The sequence below is a fragment of the Pseudomonas sp. AC242 genome (assembly GCF_979258655.1).
In genome coordinates, this window is record NZ_OZ409873.1 from 703,268 (window position 1) to 718,155 (window position 14,888).

A 14,888-nucleotide genomic window follows, 5' to 3' on the forward strand; every position below is an offset into this window, starting at 1 on the left:
CGAGCAGGCGAAGGCCTACAGTTGATCGAGTTTCGTCAGTTGAAATGCGAGCCCCTGTAGGCCTTCGCCTGCTCGCGATAGCAATCTAAATAACACCGCATACTTGTCATAAACCCCGACTAGTCTCAGCAGGTTCTTTCCATGAGCCCCCACCATGTGCAAAGGCCTGTCGCTGTTTCTGCTGCTGATCACCTTCACCGTTCACGCCGAACAATGGCCGGGTGAAGAATGGCCAACCGGCCCGAAGGTCACCGATACAGAGGCGCTGGATCATTACGCCTTCCCGCCCCGCGATGACAGCACCCGCCAAGGCATCCGCACCGACGCGCTGCTGATCATCCGCGACGGCCAGATCATCTACGAACGCTACGCCGGCCCGACCACAGCACAAACCCCGCACCTGACCTGGTCAATCAGCAAAAGCCTGATGGCCAGCGTGCTCGGTGTGGCCTACGGCGAGGGCCTGTTCAAACTCGACGATCCGGCCGCGAAGTTTTACCCGTTACTGACCAAATACCCGGCGATAAAAATCGCCGATCTGCTGCACTGGGCCTCTGGTATCGATTGGCAGGAAGACTACGAATACGCCCCGCTGAAATCCTCGGTGGTGGCGATGCTCTATACCCGTGGTCATCGCGACATGGCTGCGTTTACCGCCGATCACGATGCCTACGCCGAACCGGGGCAGGCCTTCCGCTATTCCAGTGGCGACAGCAATCTCTTGGCGGCAGCGTTGAAAACGATCGTCGGCCCGCAGCGTTATGCGGATTATCCGTGGGAGGCGTTGTTCGAGCCGTTGGGCATTCGCCACGCCGTTTGGGAGACCGATGCCAGCGGCACGTTTGTCGCGTCGTCTTACGCTTACCTGACGGCAAGGGATCTGGCGCGCGTCGGGCTGTTGATGGCCCGTGACGGGCGCTGGAACGATCGGCAATTGCTGCCCAAGGATTGGGTCGACTTCAATCGGCAGCCCTTCGCCGGTTACAAGGCTCATCAGGACGAAGCGGTGCCCGGCGGCCAATGGTGGCTCAATCGTCCGGCCGATGGCGCCTTGTCACCGTGGCCCGATGCACCGCCCGACACCTTCGCCGCGCTTGGCCATTGGGGCCAGGCGCTGTACGTAATCCCCAGCGCCAACCTGGTGATCGTGCGCTACGCCGATGACCGCGACGGCAGTTATCGACACAACGAATTGCTCAAACGCGTGCTGAAGGCGGTGCGGCCATGAAGCGCTTTTTGCTGTTGCTGCTGGTTTTGCTGCTCGGCTGGGTCGTCTACGAGCGCGAAAATCTGTGGGCCTTCCCCGACATCATCAGTGCGTACACCGCCAAGGAATATTGTTCGTGCCGCTATGTGATGAATAACGACGCGCAATACTGCCGTGGCTACGTAAAGCAGTGGCTGCCGACCAGCGGTTTCACCGATGACCCTGCCAGCAAAACCATCACGGTCAGCGGCATGGGCCGCAGCAACCGCGCCCAGTGGTTGAGCGAACGCTTGGGCTGCCGCCTGAACCCCTGAAAACCCGCAATCCTCCTGTGAACAGAGGCCCCCTGTGGGAGCTGGCTTGCCAGCGATTGCGTCGGCACAGGCAATATTTGTGTGACTGATACACCGCCATCGCTGGCAAGCCAGCTCCCACAGGGATTTTCATCAATTGATAGATTTGCGGCGACCGAGTTTGCAATAACGGCATAGGCGGTTAAGGTTCGTGCAGGTTTATCGGCCCCACGAGTGTTCAATGTTCAACCGCTCCCTCTGTGCAACCCTGTCCAGCCTGCTGCTCGCCGCCGTCGCGCTGCCGGCGCAGGCCAATTGGTATCTGGACGGCGAGTCGTCGCGGCTGTCGTTCGTCAGCACGAAAAACGCCAATGTTTCCGAAGTGCAGCGCTTTCTGGTGCTGCACGGCAAGGTCGACCCCAATGGGCGCGCCGAAGTCGAAGTCGAGCTGGATTCGATCAACAGCGGCATCCCGCTGCGCGATGAGCGCATGCGCAAGGAGCTGTTCCAGATCGAGCAATTTCCAGAAGCGACCATCACCACGCAGATTGATTTGCGCCCGATCAACGATCTGGCCCCCGGTGCGCAGCTGGAATTGCGCCTGCCACTCACCGTCAATTTGCACGGCAAACAACACGAATATCCCGCCGAACTGCTGGCGACGCGTCTCGATGATCGTCGTTTTCAAGTGGTCACCCTCGAGCCGCTGGTGATCAACGCCGAGGATTTCGACCTCGTGCCGGGGCTGGAAAGCCTGCGCAAACTCGCCGATCTGTCGGCGATCAGTCTGTCGGTGCCGGTGGGTGCGGTGCTGATCTTCACGGCGCGCTGACATGCGCGGCGCGGTGTTCCCGTGGCGGGATGGCAACCGGTTCGAACTGTTGATCGACGGCCCGCATTTCTTTCCGCGCATGCTCGAGCAGATCGCTGGCGCGCAGGAGCAGATCGAACTCGAACTGTATCTGGTCGAGGCCGGCGCCTGCGCCGAAACCATCGTGCAAGCGCTGGTGCTGGCGGCCGAACGTGGCGTGCGTGTGCGGTGCCTGTTCGATGATTACGGCAGCCTGGCGTTTACGCTCAATCTGCGTCAGCGCCTGACACACGCTGGAGTCGAACTACGTTTCTACAATCGCCTGAGCTGGCGGCGCTGGATCGGTAATTTCTATCGTGATCACCGTAAATTGCTGCTGGTCGATCAGCGTCTGGCCGTGGTCGGCGGTACTGGCGTCACTGACGAGTTCTGGACGCCGGGGCACGACACCAGCGAATGGCACGAAGTGATGGTCGAGATCAGCGGCCCGTTGGTGATCGACTGGCAATTGTTGTTTGATCGCCAGTGGATCGCCAACCGCTATCGCCGCGCCTGGCGCCCGGCCGCGCATTTTGGCTTGCCGCGATTACCGCGCGTACCGGACAAGGGCGAAGGCATGGGCCGCGTGGCGTATGCCGATGCCCGCCAGCACCGCGACATTCTGCAATCGCTGTTTCGCGCCTTGAACAGTGGGCAAAAACGCATTTGGATGGCCACACCGTACTTCCTGCCAACGTGGAAAATCCGCCGTTCCCTGCGCAAGGCTGCTGCGCGCGGTGTCGATGTGCGGCTGCTGCTCACCGGGCCGCGCACCGATCATCCGTCAGTGCGCTACGCCGGGCATCGCTACTACCCACGACTGCTTAAGGCGGGGGTGCGGATCTTCGAATACCAGCCGTGCTTTCTGCATTTGAAAATGGTGCTGGTCGACGATTGGGTGAGCATCGGTTCGTGCAACTTCGATCACTGGAACCTGCGCTTCAATCTGGAGGCAAATCTGGAGGCGCTGGATCCGTCATTAACGGCAGCGGTAGAGGCGAGTTTCGTCAAGGACTTCGGGCTGAGTCAGCAAGTGAGTCTGGAAGAGTGGCGGCGCCGGCCGTTGTGGCGGCGGGTCAAGCAGCGGGTGTGGGGCTGGGTGGATCGGGTGGTGGTCAATCTGCTGGATCGCCGGGGATAGTTGCTACACCAAAAAAACACTGTGGGAGCTGGCTTGCCAGCGATGGCGGAGTATCAGTCAACAGAGATGTTGAATGTGCCGGCCTCATCGCTGGCAAGCCAGCTCCCACAGGTTTATGTGTTGCCTGAAAAATTACAGAAGTTCAAAGCTCTGCTGCGTCACGTCCTGGGAATCCAGGCCGATCTGCACGTTGAACTTGCCAGGCTCTGCCGCATATTTGAGCTGGGCGTTATAGAACTTCAGGTCATCCTCGCTGATGGTGAAGTGCACGACTTTCTGTTCACCGGCCTTGAGCATGATTTTCTGGAAGTTCTTCAGTTCTTTCACCGGGCGGATCATCGAGCCGGTGACATCCTGGATGTACAACTGCACCACGGTTTCGCCGTCGCGCTTGCCGGTGTTTTTCACCATGACGCTGGCGTCGAGCTTGCCGGTGGCGTTCAGCGTGGTCGACGACAGCGCCATGTCGCTCAGGGCGAATTGCGTGTAGCTCAGGCCATACCCGAACGGGAACAGCGGGCCAGTCGTGTCATCGAAATACTGCGAGGTGTAGTTGCCCGGTTTGCCCGGCGTGAACGGTCGGCCGATGCTCAGGTGGTTGTAGTAGGTCGGGATCTGGCCCACGGAGCGCGGGAAGGTCACCGGCAGTTTGCCCGACGGGTTGTAGTCGCCGAACAGCACGTCGGCGATGGCGTTGCCGCCCTCGGTGCCGCTGAACCAGGTTTCCAGAATCGCGTCAGCCGACTGGTTCTCTTCGAGAATGGTCAACGGGCGGCCGTTCATCAGCACCAATACCAGCGGTTTGCCGGTGGCTTTCAGCGCGCGGATCAGCTCGCGCTGGGTTTCCGGGATGTTCAGGTCGGTGCGGCTGGAGGATTCGTGAGACATGCCACGGGATTCACCTACCGCTGCAACGATCACGTCAGCATCCTTGGCAGCTTTCACTGCTTCGTCGATCAGCACGTTGGCCGGGCGCGGATCGTCGACCACTTCCGGGGCATCGAAGTTGAGGAAGTTCAGGTAGTCGAGCACCTTCTTGTCGCTGGTGATGTTGGCGCCACGGGCGTAGATCAGGTTCGACTTGTTGCCGATCACCGAACTCATGCCATCGAACAGCGTCACCGATTGCGCAGGGCGCCCGGCGGCAGCCCAACTGCCCATCATGTCGATCGGGGCTTTGGCCAACGGGCCGACCAGCGCGACTTTCGCGTCTTTCTTCAGTGGCAGCGTTTCGTTCTGGTTCTTCAGCAGCACCATGCTGCGACGCGCCACTTCACGGGCCTCGGCGCGGTGCAGACGGCTCTCGGCGTAGGTGTCGGCCGGATCATCTTCAGCTTTGCCGATGCGCAGGTACGGGTCCTTGAACAGGCCCATGTCGTACTTGGCCGCGAGCACTTCACGCACGGCGTTGTCGATGTCTTTCTGCTCGATCTCACCGGACTTGAGCAGCCCCGGCAGCTCTTTGCCGTACAGGGTGTCGTTCATGCTCATGTCGATGCCGGCCTTGATCGCCAGCTTCGCCGCTTCACGACCGTCGCGGGCCACGCCGTGCTTGATCAGTTCGAAGATCGCACCGTGGTCGCTGACCGCCAGGCCTTTGAAACCCCAGTCCCTGCGCAGCAGATCATTCATCAGCCAAGTGTTGGCCGTGGCCGGAATGCCGTTGATCGAGTTCAGCGCAACCATCACGCCACCGGCGCCAGCATCGATCGCAGCGCGGTACGGCGGCAGGTAATCCTGGTACATCTTCACCGGACTCATGTCGACGGTGTTGTAGTCGCGACCACCCTCGACCGCGCCGTACAGGGCGAAGTGCTTGACGCTGGCCATGATGCTGTCGGCTGCGCTCGGGGTGGCGCCCTGATAGGCGCGCACCATGACGCCGGCAATGCGCGAGGTCAGGTAGGTATCTTCACCGAAACCTTCGGAGCTACGGCCCCAGCGCGGGTCGCGGGAGATGTCGACCATCGGCGCGAAGGTAATGTCGAGGCTGTCGGCGGCTGCTTCTTTGGCAGCAACACGTCCGGACTGGCCGATGGCGTCCATGTCCCAGCTCGAGGCGAGGGCCAGCGGAATCGGGAAAATCGTACGGTGACCGTGGATCACGTCGTACGCGAAAAACATCGGAATCTTCAGGCGGCTGCGCATCGCAGCGTCCTGCATCGGTCGGTTTTCCGGGCGGGTGATCGAGTTGAACGTACCGCCGATATTGCCGGCAGCGATCTCTTTGCGGATCAGCTCGCGGGGCATTTCCGGGCCGATGCTGATCAGGCGCAACTGGCCGATCTTTTCATCGAGGGTCATCTGGTTCATCAGGTTGCTGATGAACGCATCCTTGTTTTCCAGGGGTACCGGGGTCGTGGCGGCCAATACTTGATGACTGGCCAGGCTGACGAACAGACCCAGCAAACACAGCTTCTTCATGAATAGTTTTCTCAAGGGCCCAAGCGGCGATGCAACGCCGGCCAGCCAAAATTTAGGGAGCGACTATTGTTGTTCGGGTACAGGCTCAAAGAAACAGAGCCAAAAACGGCAGCCGACACTTGGCCGCATGATCACGCAGGGCACTTTTTAGCCCATTGCCCCGTCGTAATCCAGCGACGCGGCCGATTATGCCCCAAGAGCCCGCTGAGAATGTTTCGCGCTCGGTTTTTATAATGATATGTGCCAAGGAGCATCACCGCGATGAATGTAAGCCCAACCAATCGCTCACGTTTGCAGGTCGCCACACTGCTGGTGCTGGCCACGCTGTTGACCGCGTGCGGCATCAACAATATCCCGACCCTCGACGAACAGGCCAAAGCCGCATGGGGCCAGGTGCAGAACCAGTACCAGCGCCGTGCCGACCTGATCCCCAATCTGGTGGAGACGGTCAAGGGTTACGCCAAGCATGAAGAGGAAACTCTCACGGCAGTGATTGAGGCGCGGGCGAAAGCCACGTCGATTCAGGTCGACGCCAGCACTCTCGACAATCCCGAGAAGCTCAAGCAGTTCCAGCAGGCGCAGGATCAACTGAGCGGCGCATTGAGCCGTTTGATGGTGGTCTCCGAGCGTTATCCGGACCTGAAAGCCAACCAGAACTTCCTCGCCCTGCAATCGCAACTGGAAGGCACGGAAAACCGCATTGCCGTGGCACGCCGCGATTTCATTCTGGCGGTGCAGAAATACAACACCGAGATCCGCACCTTTCCCGGTCGCCTCTGGCACAGCGTGATGTACAGCGATCTGCCGATCCGCGAAACCTTCGAAGCCACCACGCCCGGCGCGGAAAAGGCCCCGGAAGTGAAATTCTGATTCGAGGTTGTCCATGCGCGTGTTGAAAATGGGCCTGGTGTTGGTGCTGTGGGTATTAGCCTTCAGCGCCCACGCCGAGTTGACGTTCCCGACGCTGAGCGGGCGGGTGGTGGACGAAGCGCAGATGCTCGAGCCATCGGTGCGTGCGCAACTGAGCCAGCAGTTGCAGGCCCACGAGCAGGCGACCGGCGAGCAGTTAGTCGTGGTCACGCTGCCGGATCTGCAAGGCACAACCATCGAGGACTTCGGCGTTCAGCTCGGTCGACATTGGGCCATCGGTCAGAAGGACAAGAACAACGGCGCGCTGCTGATCGTTGCCCGTGACGAGCGCAAACTGCGCATCGAAGTCGGTTATGGCCTCGAAGACCGGCTGACCGACGCGCAGACTTCAGTGATCATTCATCAAGTCATCACTCCTGCATTCAAAAGCGGCAACTTCAGCAAAGGCATCAGCGACGGCGTCGCGGCGATGCTGGTGGTGCTCGGTGGTAATCCGCTGGATGAGCCATCGACGGTTTATGAGTCCAGTGGTGATCCGTCCGATGATTTCATCTCGCGGCACCCGGGATTGTTCGTGTTTTTGGTGATGTTGTTCATCCTGACGGTGTTTGTCTGCCAGATGCTCGGTATCCTGCCTGCCGGCCGGGGTGGCTCCGGAGGAGGGGGCGGCTTCGGCGGTGGTGGCGGTTTTGGCGGCGGCGGTGGAGGCGGGGGCTTCAGCGGCGGCGGGGGCAGTTTCGGCGGCGGTGGTTCGTCCGGCGGCTGGTGAAATCAGAAGAATAATGAGCAGGCACTTTTCAACATGGCATTACTGACCGAACACGAACAACGCAAAGTCGCCGAGGCGATTGCCCGGGTCGAGCGCGACACCGACGCCGAACTGGTAACGGTGCTCGCGGCGCGCGCTGATGACTACGCGTACATCCCGCTGCTGTGGGCGAGCCTGTTGGCGCTGGTGGTGCCGGGCGTCGTGCACTACCTGACCGGCTGGCTGACCCTGCGCAGTCTGCTGCTGGTGCAATGGGGCGCGTTTATCGTGCTGTGCCTGCTGTTTCGTTTGCCGAAAATCACCACCCATCTGATTCCGCGCCGCGTACGGCACTGGCGCGCCTCCAACCTGGCGCGCCGGCAGTTTCTCGAGCAGAACCTGCACCACACGGTGGGCAGCACGGGAATGCTGATTTTTGTGTGTGAAGCTGAGCGGTATGTGGAGATTCTGGTGGATGAGGGGATTTCCAAACGGCTCGATAATAAATCCTGGGATGCGATTGTCGCGGCGTTTACCGAGCAGGTCAGGCAGGGGCGCACGCTGGAAGGGTTTGTGACGTGTATCGAGGCGTGTGGGGAGTTGCTGAAAGTGCATGTGCCGGTGACGCAGGTGAGGAATGAGTTGCCGAATCGGTTGGTGGTGTTGGGCTGAAGTACTTTTTTCCTGTTTTAGATCCAAACCCTCATCGGAACGCCGCCCGCCCAGCCCTCCCGAAACGTCGGACCGCCCAGAGGGAGAGGGGGCCGACCGAGGTGTCTTGCGCTCGACATCGACCTGAAAAACCGTGTCGATTATGGATTCAAGGCAAATCGTTCAAGTCGGTGTATCTCGTCAATATCCCCCAATCAGTCCCCTCTACCTCTGGGAGAGGGCTAGGGTGAGGGCCGCTTTTAAAACCGTTGGGTAAATAAGAGCGTGTCCCCAACCCCCATCCCCCCTAAAATACCCGCCATTCCCGATTTCGCCCGTCCGAGGCCGCTTTTCCATGTCCGTTACTGCACCTGCCACCAAGCCCGCGCCCGATCACCACGCCCAGTTCATCGAGCTGCTGCAAACCAGCCTCGACCAGAACGGCTTCATCAAACTGGTGCTGGCCAAGTACGTCGGTGACGAGGCGGATCTGCAGCGAGTCATCATCAAACCGGTGACGGTCAAGGCGCAGCCGAATCTGTCGTTCGTCTATCGCTACAAAACCCGCGACATCACCAAAAACCTGACCCTGGTCGACGGCGTGGCGGCGATTGCCGCGCTGTTGCCGGCCTCGTTCAAGAATGCGCATTTACTCGCGGTAACTGACGAAGCCCAGCTCGAATACAGCAAAAAGGGCAAGCCTTCGCTGTTCAAGAGCAAACCTCAGCAATTGCGCGAGGCGCCGTCCGCCGAGCACAACCGTGAAAAAAACCGTTTTCTTGAGTTGAGCCGACCGTTCCTCAAAGACTTGGGCGTGACCAACGCGCAACATGAGCTGATCCCGGCGATGTCGCGCAAGTGGAAGCAGATCAACAAGTTCATCGAAGTATTCAGCCATGCCCTGACCTCGTCGCCGCTGGCGCTGGACCAACCTGTACGCGTGGCGGATTTCGGTTCGGGCAAGGGCTATTTGACGTTCGCGATTCACGATTACCTGCGCAACACGCTTAAGGCGGAAGGCGAAGTCACCGGCGTCGAGTTGCGCGAAGAGATGGTCAACCTGTGCAACGCTGCCGCCGCGAAACTCGATCATCCGGGGCTGGTGTTCAAGTGCGGTGACGTGCGCAGCGTGGCGCCGAGCGAGCTGGATGTGATGATCGCCCTGCATGCCTGCGACATCGCCACTGACTACGCGATCCACACCGGCATCCGCTCAGGCGCGTCGATCATCATGTGCTCGCCGTGCTGCCACAAACAGATTCGCCTGCAGATCCAGAGCCCGGCGCTGCTCAAACCGATGTTGCAATACGGTTTGCACCTGGGTCAGCAGGCGGAAATGGTCACCGACAGCCTGCGTGCGTTGTTCCTTGAAGCCTGTGGTTACGAGACCAAGGTGTTCGAGTTCATCTCGCTGGAACACACCAACAAGAACAAAATGATTCTGGCGGTGAAACGCGCCGAGCCGGTCGACCCAGCGCAGTTGTTGGTGAAGATCGAAGAGTTGAAAGCGTTCTACAACATCAGCGAACACTGCCTGGAAACCTTGCTGCGCGCGGATGGCTATCTCGCCTGACTCGGTCCCTACAAGGTTATGTGTTCAAGCTGTGGCAGGTTGCGCCGGGCGCACCGCGGTTTTACGACCGAGCATGACCGTTGCAATCACGCCACAGGCAAACAGCCAGGTAATCGGCTCGACATGTTCACCAAAGAACAGCGCTGAGAATGCAATGGTGAAGAAGATCTGCAACAACTGGATCTGACTGACCCGGGCAATCCCACCCATGGCCAGCCCGGCGTACCACGCAAAGAACCCAAGAAACTGCGAAAACAACGCCACATACCCAAACGCCCACCAAGTCTTGGCCGATACCGCGCCCTGATGCTGAAGCGCCAGATACAGCACCGGCCCGATCAACAGCGGCGTCGACAGCACCAGCGCCCAGCAGATCACCTGCCAGCCACCCATCTCCTTGGCCAACCGGCCACCTTCGGCGTAACCCAAGCCGCCGACGGCAATCGCGCCGAGCATCAACAGATCACCGGCCTGAATACTGCCGGCCCCGGTGTACAACGCATAACCGAGCACCAATGCACTGCCCAACGCCGCACAGGCCCAGAAGGCTTTCGATGGACGTTCGTGGGACAGCCATGCGGCATAGAGCGCAACGCACAATGGTTGCAAGCCGTTGACCAGTGCACCGTGGGACGCGGGCAAGGTTTGCATGGCCCACGCCGACAACACCGGAAAACCTAGAATCACCCCGGCGATCACCAGGCTCAGGCCTTTGATTTGCTGCCAGGTTGGCCACTTTTCGCGCCGCCATAACAGAAGCAGCGCCGCCGGAATCGCTGCGAACAATGCGCGGCCCAAACCGTTGAGCAGCGGGTGCAGTTCCTGCACCACGATGCGGGTGAAGGGCAGGGTGAGGCTGAAAATCACCACGCCGAGCAGGCCGAGGGCCATGCCGGTGTTTTCGCGCGAGGACATGATGGGGACCGAAATTGAAGGTGGTTGGGAATGACCTTCATCAAGCCATAAACCGGGCGTTGCGGGCTGTTACAGCTAGGCACAGACTTATCCGTACAGTTTGCTGACGCCATCGCGAGCAGGCTCACTCCTACAGTTGAGATGCGTACCCCTGTAGGAGTGAGCCTGCTCGCGATGGCGTCAACTCGGTAGTAGCCCGTTGTTACCCGTCACTCTCGAATAGGTCTACCTTGAATACTCCCAAGCATTCCCCCAGAGGAGACCTCCCCATGGCCGCGAAAAAGATCCTGATGCTGGTCGGCGATTACGTCGAAGACTACGAAGTGATGGTGCCATTCCAGGCCCTGCAAATGGTTGGTCATACCGTTCACGCCGTATGCCCGGACAAGGCTGCCGGCAAAACCGTGCGCACCGCGATCCATGATTTCGAAGGCGATCAGACCTACAGCGAAAAGCCCGGTCACCTGTTCGCCCTCAACTTCGACTTCGCCAAGGTCAGCGAAGCCGATTACGACGCGCTGTTGATCCCCGGCGGTCGTGCCCCGGAATACCTGCGCCTGAACGAAAAAGTCCTCGACCTGGTGCGTGCCTTCGACAAGGCCGGTAAACCGATTGCTGCCGTTTGCCACGGCGCGCAACTGCTGGCAGCAGCGGGCATTCTGGAAGGTCGCGAATGCAGCGCCTATCCAGCCTGCGCGCCGGAAGTGCGACTGGCGGGCGGGACGTACATCGATATTCCGGTGACGGACGGCCACGTTCAAGGCAATCTGGCCACGGCGCCGGCATGGCCGGCGCATCCGAACTGGCTGGCGGGTTTCCTCGGCTTGCTCGGCACTAAAATCACCCTGTAACGAGGATCCGCTGATGTGCGAGCTCTACGTCAAGGCTGACCCGATTCTTTATGAGTCACGCTCGCGTTCGCTGCGCATCTGCGGCGTGGTGACGACGCTGCGCCTGGAGAATCAGTTCTGGGACATCCTCAGCGAAATCGCCGAGGTCGACGGCATGACCACCAACCAACTGATCGCCAAGCTGTATGAAGAGGTCATGGATTATCGCGGTGAGGTGGTGAATTTTGCCTCGTTCCTGCGGGTGAGTTGTATGCGCTATCTGAGTCAGCGGCGGGTGAGTGCGCCGGAGTTGTCGGTGGTGCGGGCGGTGGTGAAATAGGCCAGACCGGGTTGACCCCATCGCTGGCAAGCCAGCTCCCACAGGTATTGTGATGCGGCACAGTTATAGGGCACACAACAGACCCCTGTGGGAGCTGGCTTGCCAGCGATTGGGCCGGTACAGGCGACAGAAGGCTGGGGCTGGTCTTTACTCATTTGCGCGAAATCTCTCAATCGCCAAGGAGCAACGAACATGTCCGGATGGTACGAACTCAGTAAAAGCAGCAACGGCCAGTTCAGGTTCGTGTTGAAAGCGGCGAATGCCGAAACGATTCTGACCAGCGAGCTGTACACCACTCGCGCAGCGGCCGAAGGCGGCATCACGGCGGTGCAAACCAACAGCCCGCTGGATGAACGCTACGAGAAGAAATCGACGAAGGACGGCCATCCGTACTTCAACCTGAAAGCGGCCAATCATCAGGTCATCGGCAGCAGCGAAGCGTATTCATCGGATGCGGCGTGCGATAAGGGCATTGCCAGCGTCAAGGTGAACGGGCCGAGCAAAGTGATCAAGGACAAGACTTTGCCGGTTCTCTAAACCCGCTTTCAAATCCAACACCATTCCTGTGGGAGCTGGCTTGCCAGCGATGAGGCCATTTCATTCAGCATTGATGTTGAATGATTCACCGCCATCGCTGGCAAGCCAGCTCCCACAGGTTTTTGCGTTGTCAGTGGATCAGCGCAGGGTTTTCAGGATTGCTTGCAGCTGCGTCTGGCCCGCCTCACTCAACGGGAATACCGGCAAGCGCGGATCACCCACCTCCAGCCCGGTCTGACGCAATCCGGCCTTGATCGTCGCCGGCAACCCACCCTTGAGGATGAAATCCAGCAGCGGCAACTGGCGGTAAAACAAATCCCGCGCGCGATCCAGATCGCCGGCCATGGCCGCGTCATAAAGATCCAGATTCAACTGCGGGATCAGGTTCGGCGCCGCCGTGCACCAGCCTTTCGCCCCGGCGGCAAACGCTTCCAGCGCCAGCGGATTGCAGCCGTTGTAGAACGGCACCTGACCTTCGCCGAGCAGTTGCAGTTTGTGCATGCGCTGAATATCGCCAGTGCTCTCCTTGACCATGGTCACGTTGTCCACGGCATTGACGATGCGCAAAATCAAATCCACCGACATGTCAGTGCCGCTGGTGGCCGGGTTGTTGTAGAGCATGATCGGCACGCCGATGCGCTCGCCGATGGCGCGGTAGTGGGCGAGGATTTCCGCTTCGCTGAGTTTCCAGTACGAAGCTGGCAGCACCATCACCACATCGGCGCCATGGGCTTCAGCGAAACGCGCGCGGCGTACGGCTTTGGCGGTGGTCAGGTCGGACACGCTGACAATGGTCGGCACGCGTTTGGCCACATGCTTGATGCTGAACTCGGCGACCTGATCCCACTCCGCGTCGCTCAGGTAAGCGCCTTCGCCGGTGCTGCCCAGTGGGGCGATGGCGTGGACGCCGCTGTCGATCAGACGATCGATAGATTGTCCGAGCGCTGGCAAATCCAGCCCTTCGCCATTGGCGCCGAACGGGGTGATGGTGTAGCCGATGATGCCGTGAATAGTGGACATGGGAATCTCTCCGTAACAGGTTTCAGTTCAGGCAATCGGCGTGTTGACGCAGGTTCTGCCGGGCGTAGTAGTTGAACGCAGCGGCGTGGCGCTTCGGCTTTGCGATCCAGTCGTGCGCCTCACGGCCCAGCTCAGGGATGATCGGTTTGATCGTGCCGGCGGCCATCGCCAGCAGTTGCAGTTTGGCCGCGCGTTCGATCAATTGAGCGATGACGCAGGCTTCTTCAATCGTCGTACCGGTCGACAGCTGACCGTGGTGCGAAAGCAGGATCGCGCGTTTGTCGCCCAGCGCACCGGCAATCAGCTCGCCTTCTTCGTTGCCCACCGGCACACCCGGCCAGCCTTCGAGAAATGCGCAGTCGTCGTACAGCGGGCACAGGTCCATGTGGGAAATCTGCAGCGGTACTTCCAGCATCGACAACGCCGCGACGTGCGTCGGGTGGGTGTGAATGATGCAATTCACATCCGGGCGTGCGCGGTACACCCAGCTGTGGAAACGGTTGGCCGGGTTGGCCATGCCGTGACCTTCGAGGACTTCCAGATCCTCGTTGACCAGCAACAGATTGCTCGCGGTGATTTCGTCGAAACCCAGGCCCAATTGCTGAGTGTAATAGGTGCCGGGCTGCGGGCCACGGGCGGTGATTTGGCCGGCGAGGCCTGAGTCGTGACCGTTCTCGAAGAGAATCCGGCAAGTCAGGGCCAGCTTTTGCCGGTCCGTCCACGTATTATCCGCCAGGCTTTTTTGCATCTGGGTCAGTGCTTGCTTGACCAGTTGGTCTTTGGGTAGTGCTAATGTCTTGGCCATGTCTGTGTCCTTTGGGTGATTGCAAATGACACGAAAGAGGCTATATGACACAAAGTGTCATTGGCAAGCACAAATCGTCGCTTCCTTGCTGGAATAACCGCCGCGCATGTCTATCCGTTTGAAATTGTTAAGAAAAAAACTTGGCGTAACCCTTGAGGCGCTGGCCGAAAAGTCCGGCATGACCAAGAGTTATCTGTCGAAAGTCGAGCGCGGGCTGAACACCCCGTCGATTGCTGCCGCGTTGAAACTGGCGAAGGCGTTGAACGTGAAAGTCGAGGAATTGTTCTCCGAAGACAACGTCAGCCTCGACAGCTACAGCCTGGTGCGCAGCCATGAGCGCCAGTCATTGGCGGCCAATGACCAGAGTCCGGGATATGCCGTGCTCGCGCATCAGGTCAGCGAGCGCAACCTGCTGCCGTTCATCATCTACCCGCCGAGCGAGTTCACTGACAAAACCTTCAAGGAGCATTTGGGCGAGGAGTTTCTGTTCGTCCACGAAGGGCAGGTCGAAGTGGATTTCATGAACGAGAAGGTGCTTCTGGAGCGCGGCGACGCGCTGCACTTCAATGCGCAGAAACCTCACCGGATCCGCTCGGTTGGCGAGGTGCAGGCGCAGTTGCTGGTGGTGGTACACAGCAGCGAAGAATGAACCTTAGAGTCAAAAGATCGTCCGAACGCGGCCCG

The 14,888-nt window shown here is 59.7% G+C and carries 16 protein-coding genes; 12 read left to right on the forward strand and 4 right to left on the reverse strand.

Annotated elements, in window-relative coordinates; translation table 11 throughout:
• The first annotated feature begins 154 nt into the window (after positions 1 to 154).
• From ACZZ0A_RS03180 to ACZZ0A_RS03195, 4 genes are all read left to right on the forward strand, one after another.
• Positions 155 to 1,228, forward strand: coding sequence for a serine hydrolase domain-containing protein (locus tag ACZZ0A_RS03180; protein ID WP_414893906.1), 1,074 nt, complete (start codon positions 155 to 157; stop codon positions 1,226 to 1,228).
• A complete protein-coding gene (locus ACZZ0A_RS03185; protein ID WP_463542500.1) occupies positions 1,225 to 1,521 on the forward strand; it encodes an amidase in 297 nt (98 codons plus the stop codon). The genes ACZZ0A_RS03180 and ACZZ0A_RS03185 overlap by 4 nt, the downstream gene beginning before the upstream one ends.
• Positions 1,522 to 1,741: 220 nt before the next feature.
• Positions 1,742 to 2,332, forward strand: coding sequence for a YceI family protein (locus ACZZ0A_RS03190; RefSeq protein WP_007916295.1), 591 nt, complete (start codon positions 1,742 to 1,744; stop codon positions 2,330 to 2,332).
• Between the two features lies 1 nt (position 2,333).
• Entirely contained in the window at positions 2,334 to 3,491 is a 1,158-nt protein-coding gene (locus ACZZ0A_RS03195; protein ID WP_447783969.1) for a phospholipase D-like domain-containing protein, read from the forward strand.
• A gap of 132 nt (positions 3,492 to 3,623) precedes the next feature.
• On the opposite strand, the gene bglX is transcribed toward ACZZ0A_RS03195, so the two are convergent.
• Positions 3,624 to 5,915 (reverse strand): beta-glucosidase BglX, encoded by a 2,292-nt coding sequence (bglX, locus tag ACZZ0A_RS03200; RefSeq protein WP_007916298.1) that lies wholly within the window; start codon positions 5,913 to 5,915, stop codon positions 3,624 to 3,626.
• Between the two features lie 261 nt (positions 5,916 to 6,176).
• On the opposite strand from bglX, the gene ACZZ0A_RS03205 reads away from it, so the two are divergent.
• The 4 genes from ACZZ0A_RS03205 to ACZZ0A_RS03220 all read left to right on the forward strand — a co-directional run bounded on the left by ACZZ0A_RS03205 (position 6,177) and on the right by ACZZ0A_RS03220 (position 9,757).
• Positions 6,177 to 6,785: a LemA family protein gene (locus ACZZ0A_RS03205; protein ID WP_007916301.1), complete on the forward strand. Its 609-nt coding sequence runs from the start codon at positions 6,177 to 6,179 to the stop codon at positions 6,783 to 6,785.
• A 13-nt stretch (positions 6,786 to 6,798) separates the two neighbouring features.
• Positions 6,799 to 7,554, forward strand: a complete 756-nt coding sequence (locus tag ACZZ0A_RS03210) for a TPM domain-containing protein (protein ID WP_447783974.1) — start codon at positions 6,799 to 6,801, stop codon at positions 7,552 to 7,554.
• A gap of 33 nt (positions 7,555 to 7,587) precedes the next feature.
• Positions 7,588 to 8,205 (forward strand): TPM domain-containing protein, encoded by a 618-nt coding sequence (locus tag ACZZ0A_RS03215; RefSeq protein WP_007916305.1) that lies wholly within the window; start codon positions 7,588 to 7,590, stop codon positions 8,203 to 8,205.
• Between the two features lie 334 nt (positions 8,206 to 8,539).
• The gene (locus ACZZ0A_RS03220; protein ID WP_463542501.1) at positions 8,540 to 9,757 is read left to right on the forward strand and encodes a class I SAM-dependent methyltransferase; all 1,218 of its coding nucleotides are present in this window, start codon (positions 8,540 to 8,542) and stop codon (positions 9,755 to 9,757) included.
• 24 nt (positions 9,758 to 9,781) lie between these two features.
• Here the strand turns inward: ACZZ0A_RS03220 and ACZZ0A_RS03225 are convergent, their stop codons facing one another.
• Positions 9,782 to 10,672 carry a DMT family transporter gene (locus ACZZ0A_RS03225; protein WP_007916309.1) on the reverse strand — a complete coding sequence of 297 codons (891 nt, stop codon included), beginning with the start codon at positions 10,670 to 10,672 and terminating at the stop codon, positions 9,782 to 9,784.
• Between the two features lie 269 nt (positions 10,673 to 10,941).
• Here ACZZ0A_RS03225 and ACZZ0A_RS03230 point away from each other — a divergent pair, with 269 nt between their 5' ends.
• From ACZZ0A_RS03230 to ACZZ0A_RS03240, 3 genes are all read left to right on the forward strand, one after another.
• Positions 10,942 to 11,523, forward strand: a complete 582-nt coding sequence (locus ACZZ0A_RS03230) for a DJ-1/PfpI family protein (RefSeq protein WP_007916312.1) — start codon at positions 10,942 to 10,944, stop codon at positions 11,521 to 11,523.
• A gap of 13 nt (positions 11,524 to 11,536) precedes the next feature.
• Positions 11,537 to 11,842 (forward strand): ribbon-helix-helix domain-containing protein, encoded by a 306-nt coding sequence (locus ACZZ0A_RS03235; protein WP_007916314.1) that lies wholly within the window; start codon positions 11,537 to 11,539, stop codon positions 11,840 to 11,842.
• A 192-nt stretch (positions 11,843 to 12,034) separates the two neighbouring features.
• A complete protein-coding gene (locus ACZZ0A_RS03240) occupies positions 12,035 to 12,379 on the forward strand; it encodes a YegP family protein (RefSeq protein ID WP_463542502.1) in 345 nt (114 codons plus the stop codon).
• A gap of 138 nt (positions 12,380 to 12,517) precedes the next feature.
• On the opposite strand, the gene ACZZ0A_RS03245 is transcribed toward ACZZ0A_RS03240, so the two are convergent.
• Entirely contained in the window at positions 12,518 to 13,399 is an 882-nt protein-coding gene (locus ACZZ0A_RS03245; RefSeq protein ID WP_414893900.1) for a dihydrodipicolinate synthase family protein, read from the reverse strand.
• Positions 13,400 to 13,421: 22 nt separating this feature from the next.
• On the reverse strand, positions 13,422 to 14,204 hold the full coding sequence (locus tag ACZZ0A_RS03250) for an aldolase (RefSeq protein ID WP_007911518.1): 783 nt from the start codon (positions 14,202 to 14,204) through the stop codon (positions 13,422 to 13,424).
• Positions 14,205 to 14,310: 106 nt separating this feature from the next.
• On the opposite strand from ACZZ0A_RS03250, the gene ACZZ0A_RS03255 reads away from it, so the two are divergent.
• The gene (locus ACZZ0A_RS03255) at positions 14,311 to 14,853 is read left to right on the forward strand and encodes a helix-turn-helix domain-containing protein (protein ID WP_007911509.1); all 543 of its coding nucleotides are present in this window, start codon (positions 14,311 to 14,313) and stop codon (positions 14,851 to 14,853) included.
• Positions 14,854 to 14,888 lie beyond the last annotated feature (35 nt).

Excerpts from the sequence above, each read along its gene's own strand:
- ACZZ0A_RS03240 (WP_463542502.1), top strand. The coding sequence starts at position 12,035 with ATGTCCGGATGGTACGAACTCAGTAAAAGCAGCAACGGCCAGTTCAGG.
- ACZZ0A_RS03210 (WP_447783974.1), top strand. The coding sequence starts at position 6,799 with ATGCGCGTGTTGAAAATGGGCCTGGTGTTGGTGCTGTGGGTATTAGCC.
- ACZZ0A_RS03220 (WP_463542501.1), top strand. The coding sequence starts at position 8,540 with ATGTCCGTTACTGCACCTGCCACCAAGCCCGCGCCCGATCACCACGCC.
- ACZZ0A_RS03255 (WP_007911509.1), top strand. The coding sequence starts at position 14,311 with ATGTCTATCCGTTTGAAATTGTTAAGAAAAAAACTTGGCGTAACCCTT.
- ACZZ0A_RS03235 (WP_007916314.1), top strand. The coding sequence starts at position 11,537 with ATGTGCGAGCTCTACGTCAAGGCTGACCCGATTCTTTATGAGTCACGC.
- ACZZ0A_RS03230 (WP_007916312.1), top strand. The coding sequence starts at position 10,942 with ATGGCCGCGAAAAAGATCCTGATGCTGGTCGGCGATTACGTCGAAGAC.
- ACZZ0A_RS03205 (WP_007916301.1), top strand. The coding sequence starts at position 6,177 with ATGAATGTAAGCCCAACCAATCGCTCACGTTTGCAGGTCGCCACACTG.
- ACZZ0A_RS03185 (WP_463542500.1), top strand. The coding sequence starts at position 1,225 with ATGAAGCGCTTTTTGCTGTTGCTGCTGGTTTTGCTGCTCGGCTGGGTC.
- bglX (WP_007916298.1), bottom strand. The coding sequence starts at position 5,915 with ATGAAGAAGCTGTGTTTGCTGGGTCTGTTCGTCAGCCTGGCCAGTCAT.
- ACZZ0A_RS03250 (WP_007911518.1), bottom strand. The coding sequence starts at position 14,204 with ATGGCCAAGACATTAGCACTACCCAAAGACCAACTGGTCAAGCAAGCA.
- ACZZ0A_RS03215 (WP_007916305.1), top strand. The coding sequence starts at position 7,588 with ATGGCATTACTGACCGAACACGAACAACGCAAAGTCGCCGAGGCGATT.
- ACZZ0A_RS03195 (WP_447783969.1), top strand. The coding sequence starts at position 2,334 with ATGCGCGGCGCGGTGTTCCCGTGGCGGGATGGCAACCGGTTCGAACTG.
- ACZZ0A_RS03180 (WP_414893906.1), top strand. The coding sequence starts at position 155 with ATGTGCAAAGGCCTGTCGCTGTTTCTGCTGCTGATCACCTTCACCGTT.
- ACZZ0A_RS03245 (WP_414893900.1), bottom strand. The coding sequence starts at position 13,399 with ATGTCCACTATTCACGGCATCATCGGCTACACCATCACCCCGTTCGGC.
- ACZZ0A_RS03225 (WP_007916309.1), bottom strand. The coding sequence starts at position 10,672 with ATGTCCTCGCGCGAAAACACCGGCATGGCCCTCGGCCTGCTCGGCGTG.
- ACZZ0A_RS03190 (WP_007916295.1), top strand. The coding sequence starts at position 1,742 with ATGTTCAACCGCTCCCTCTGTGCAACCCTGTCCAGCCTGCTGCTCGCC.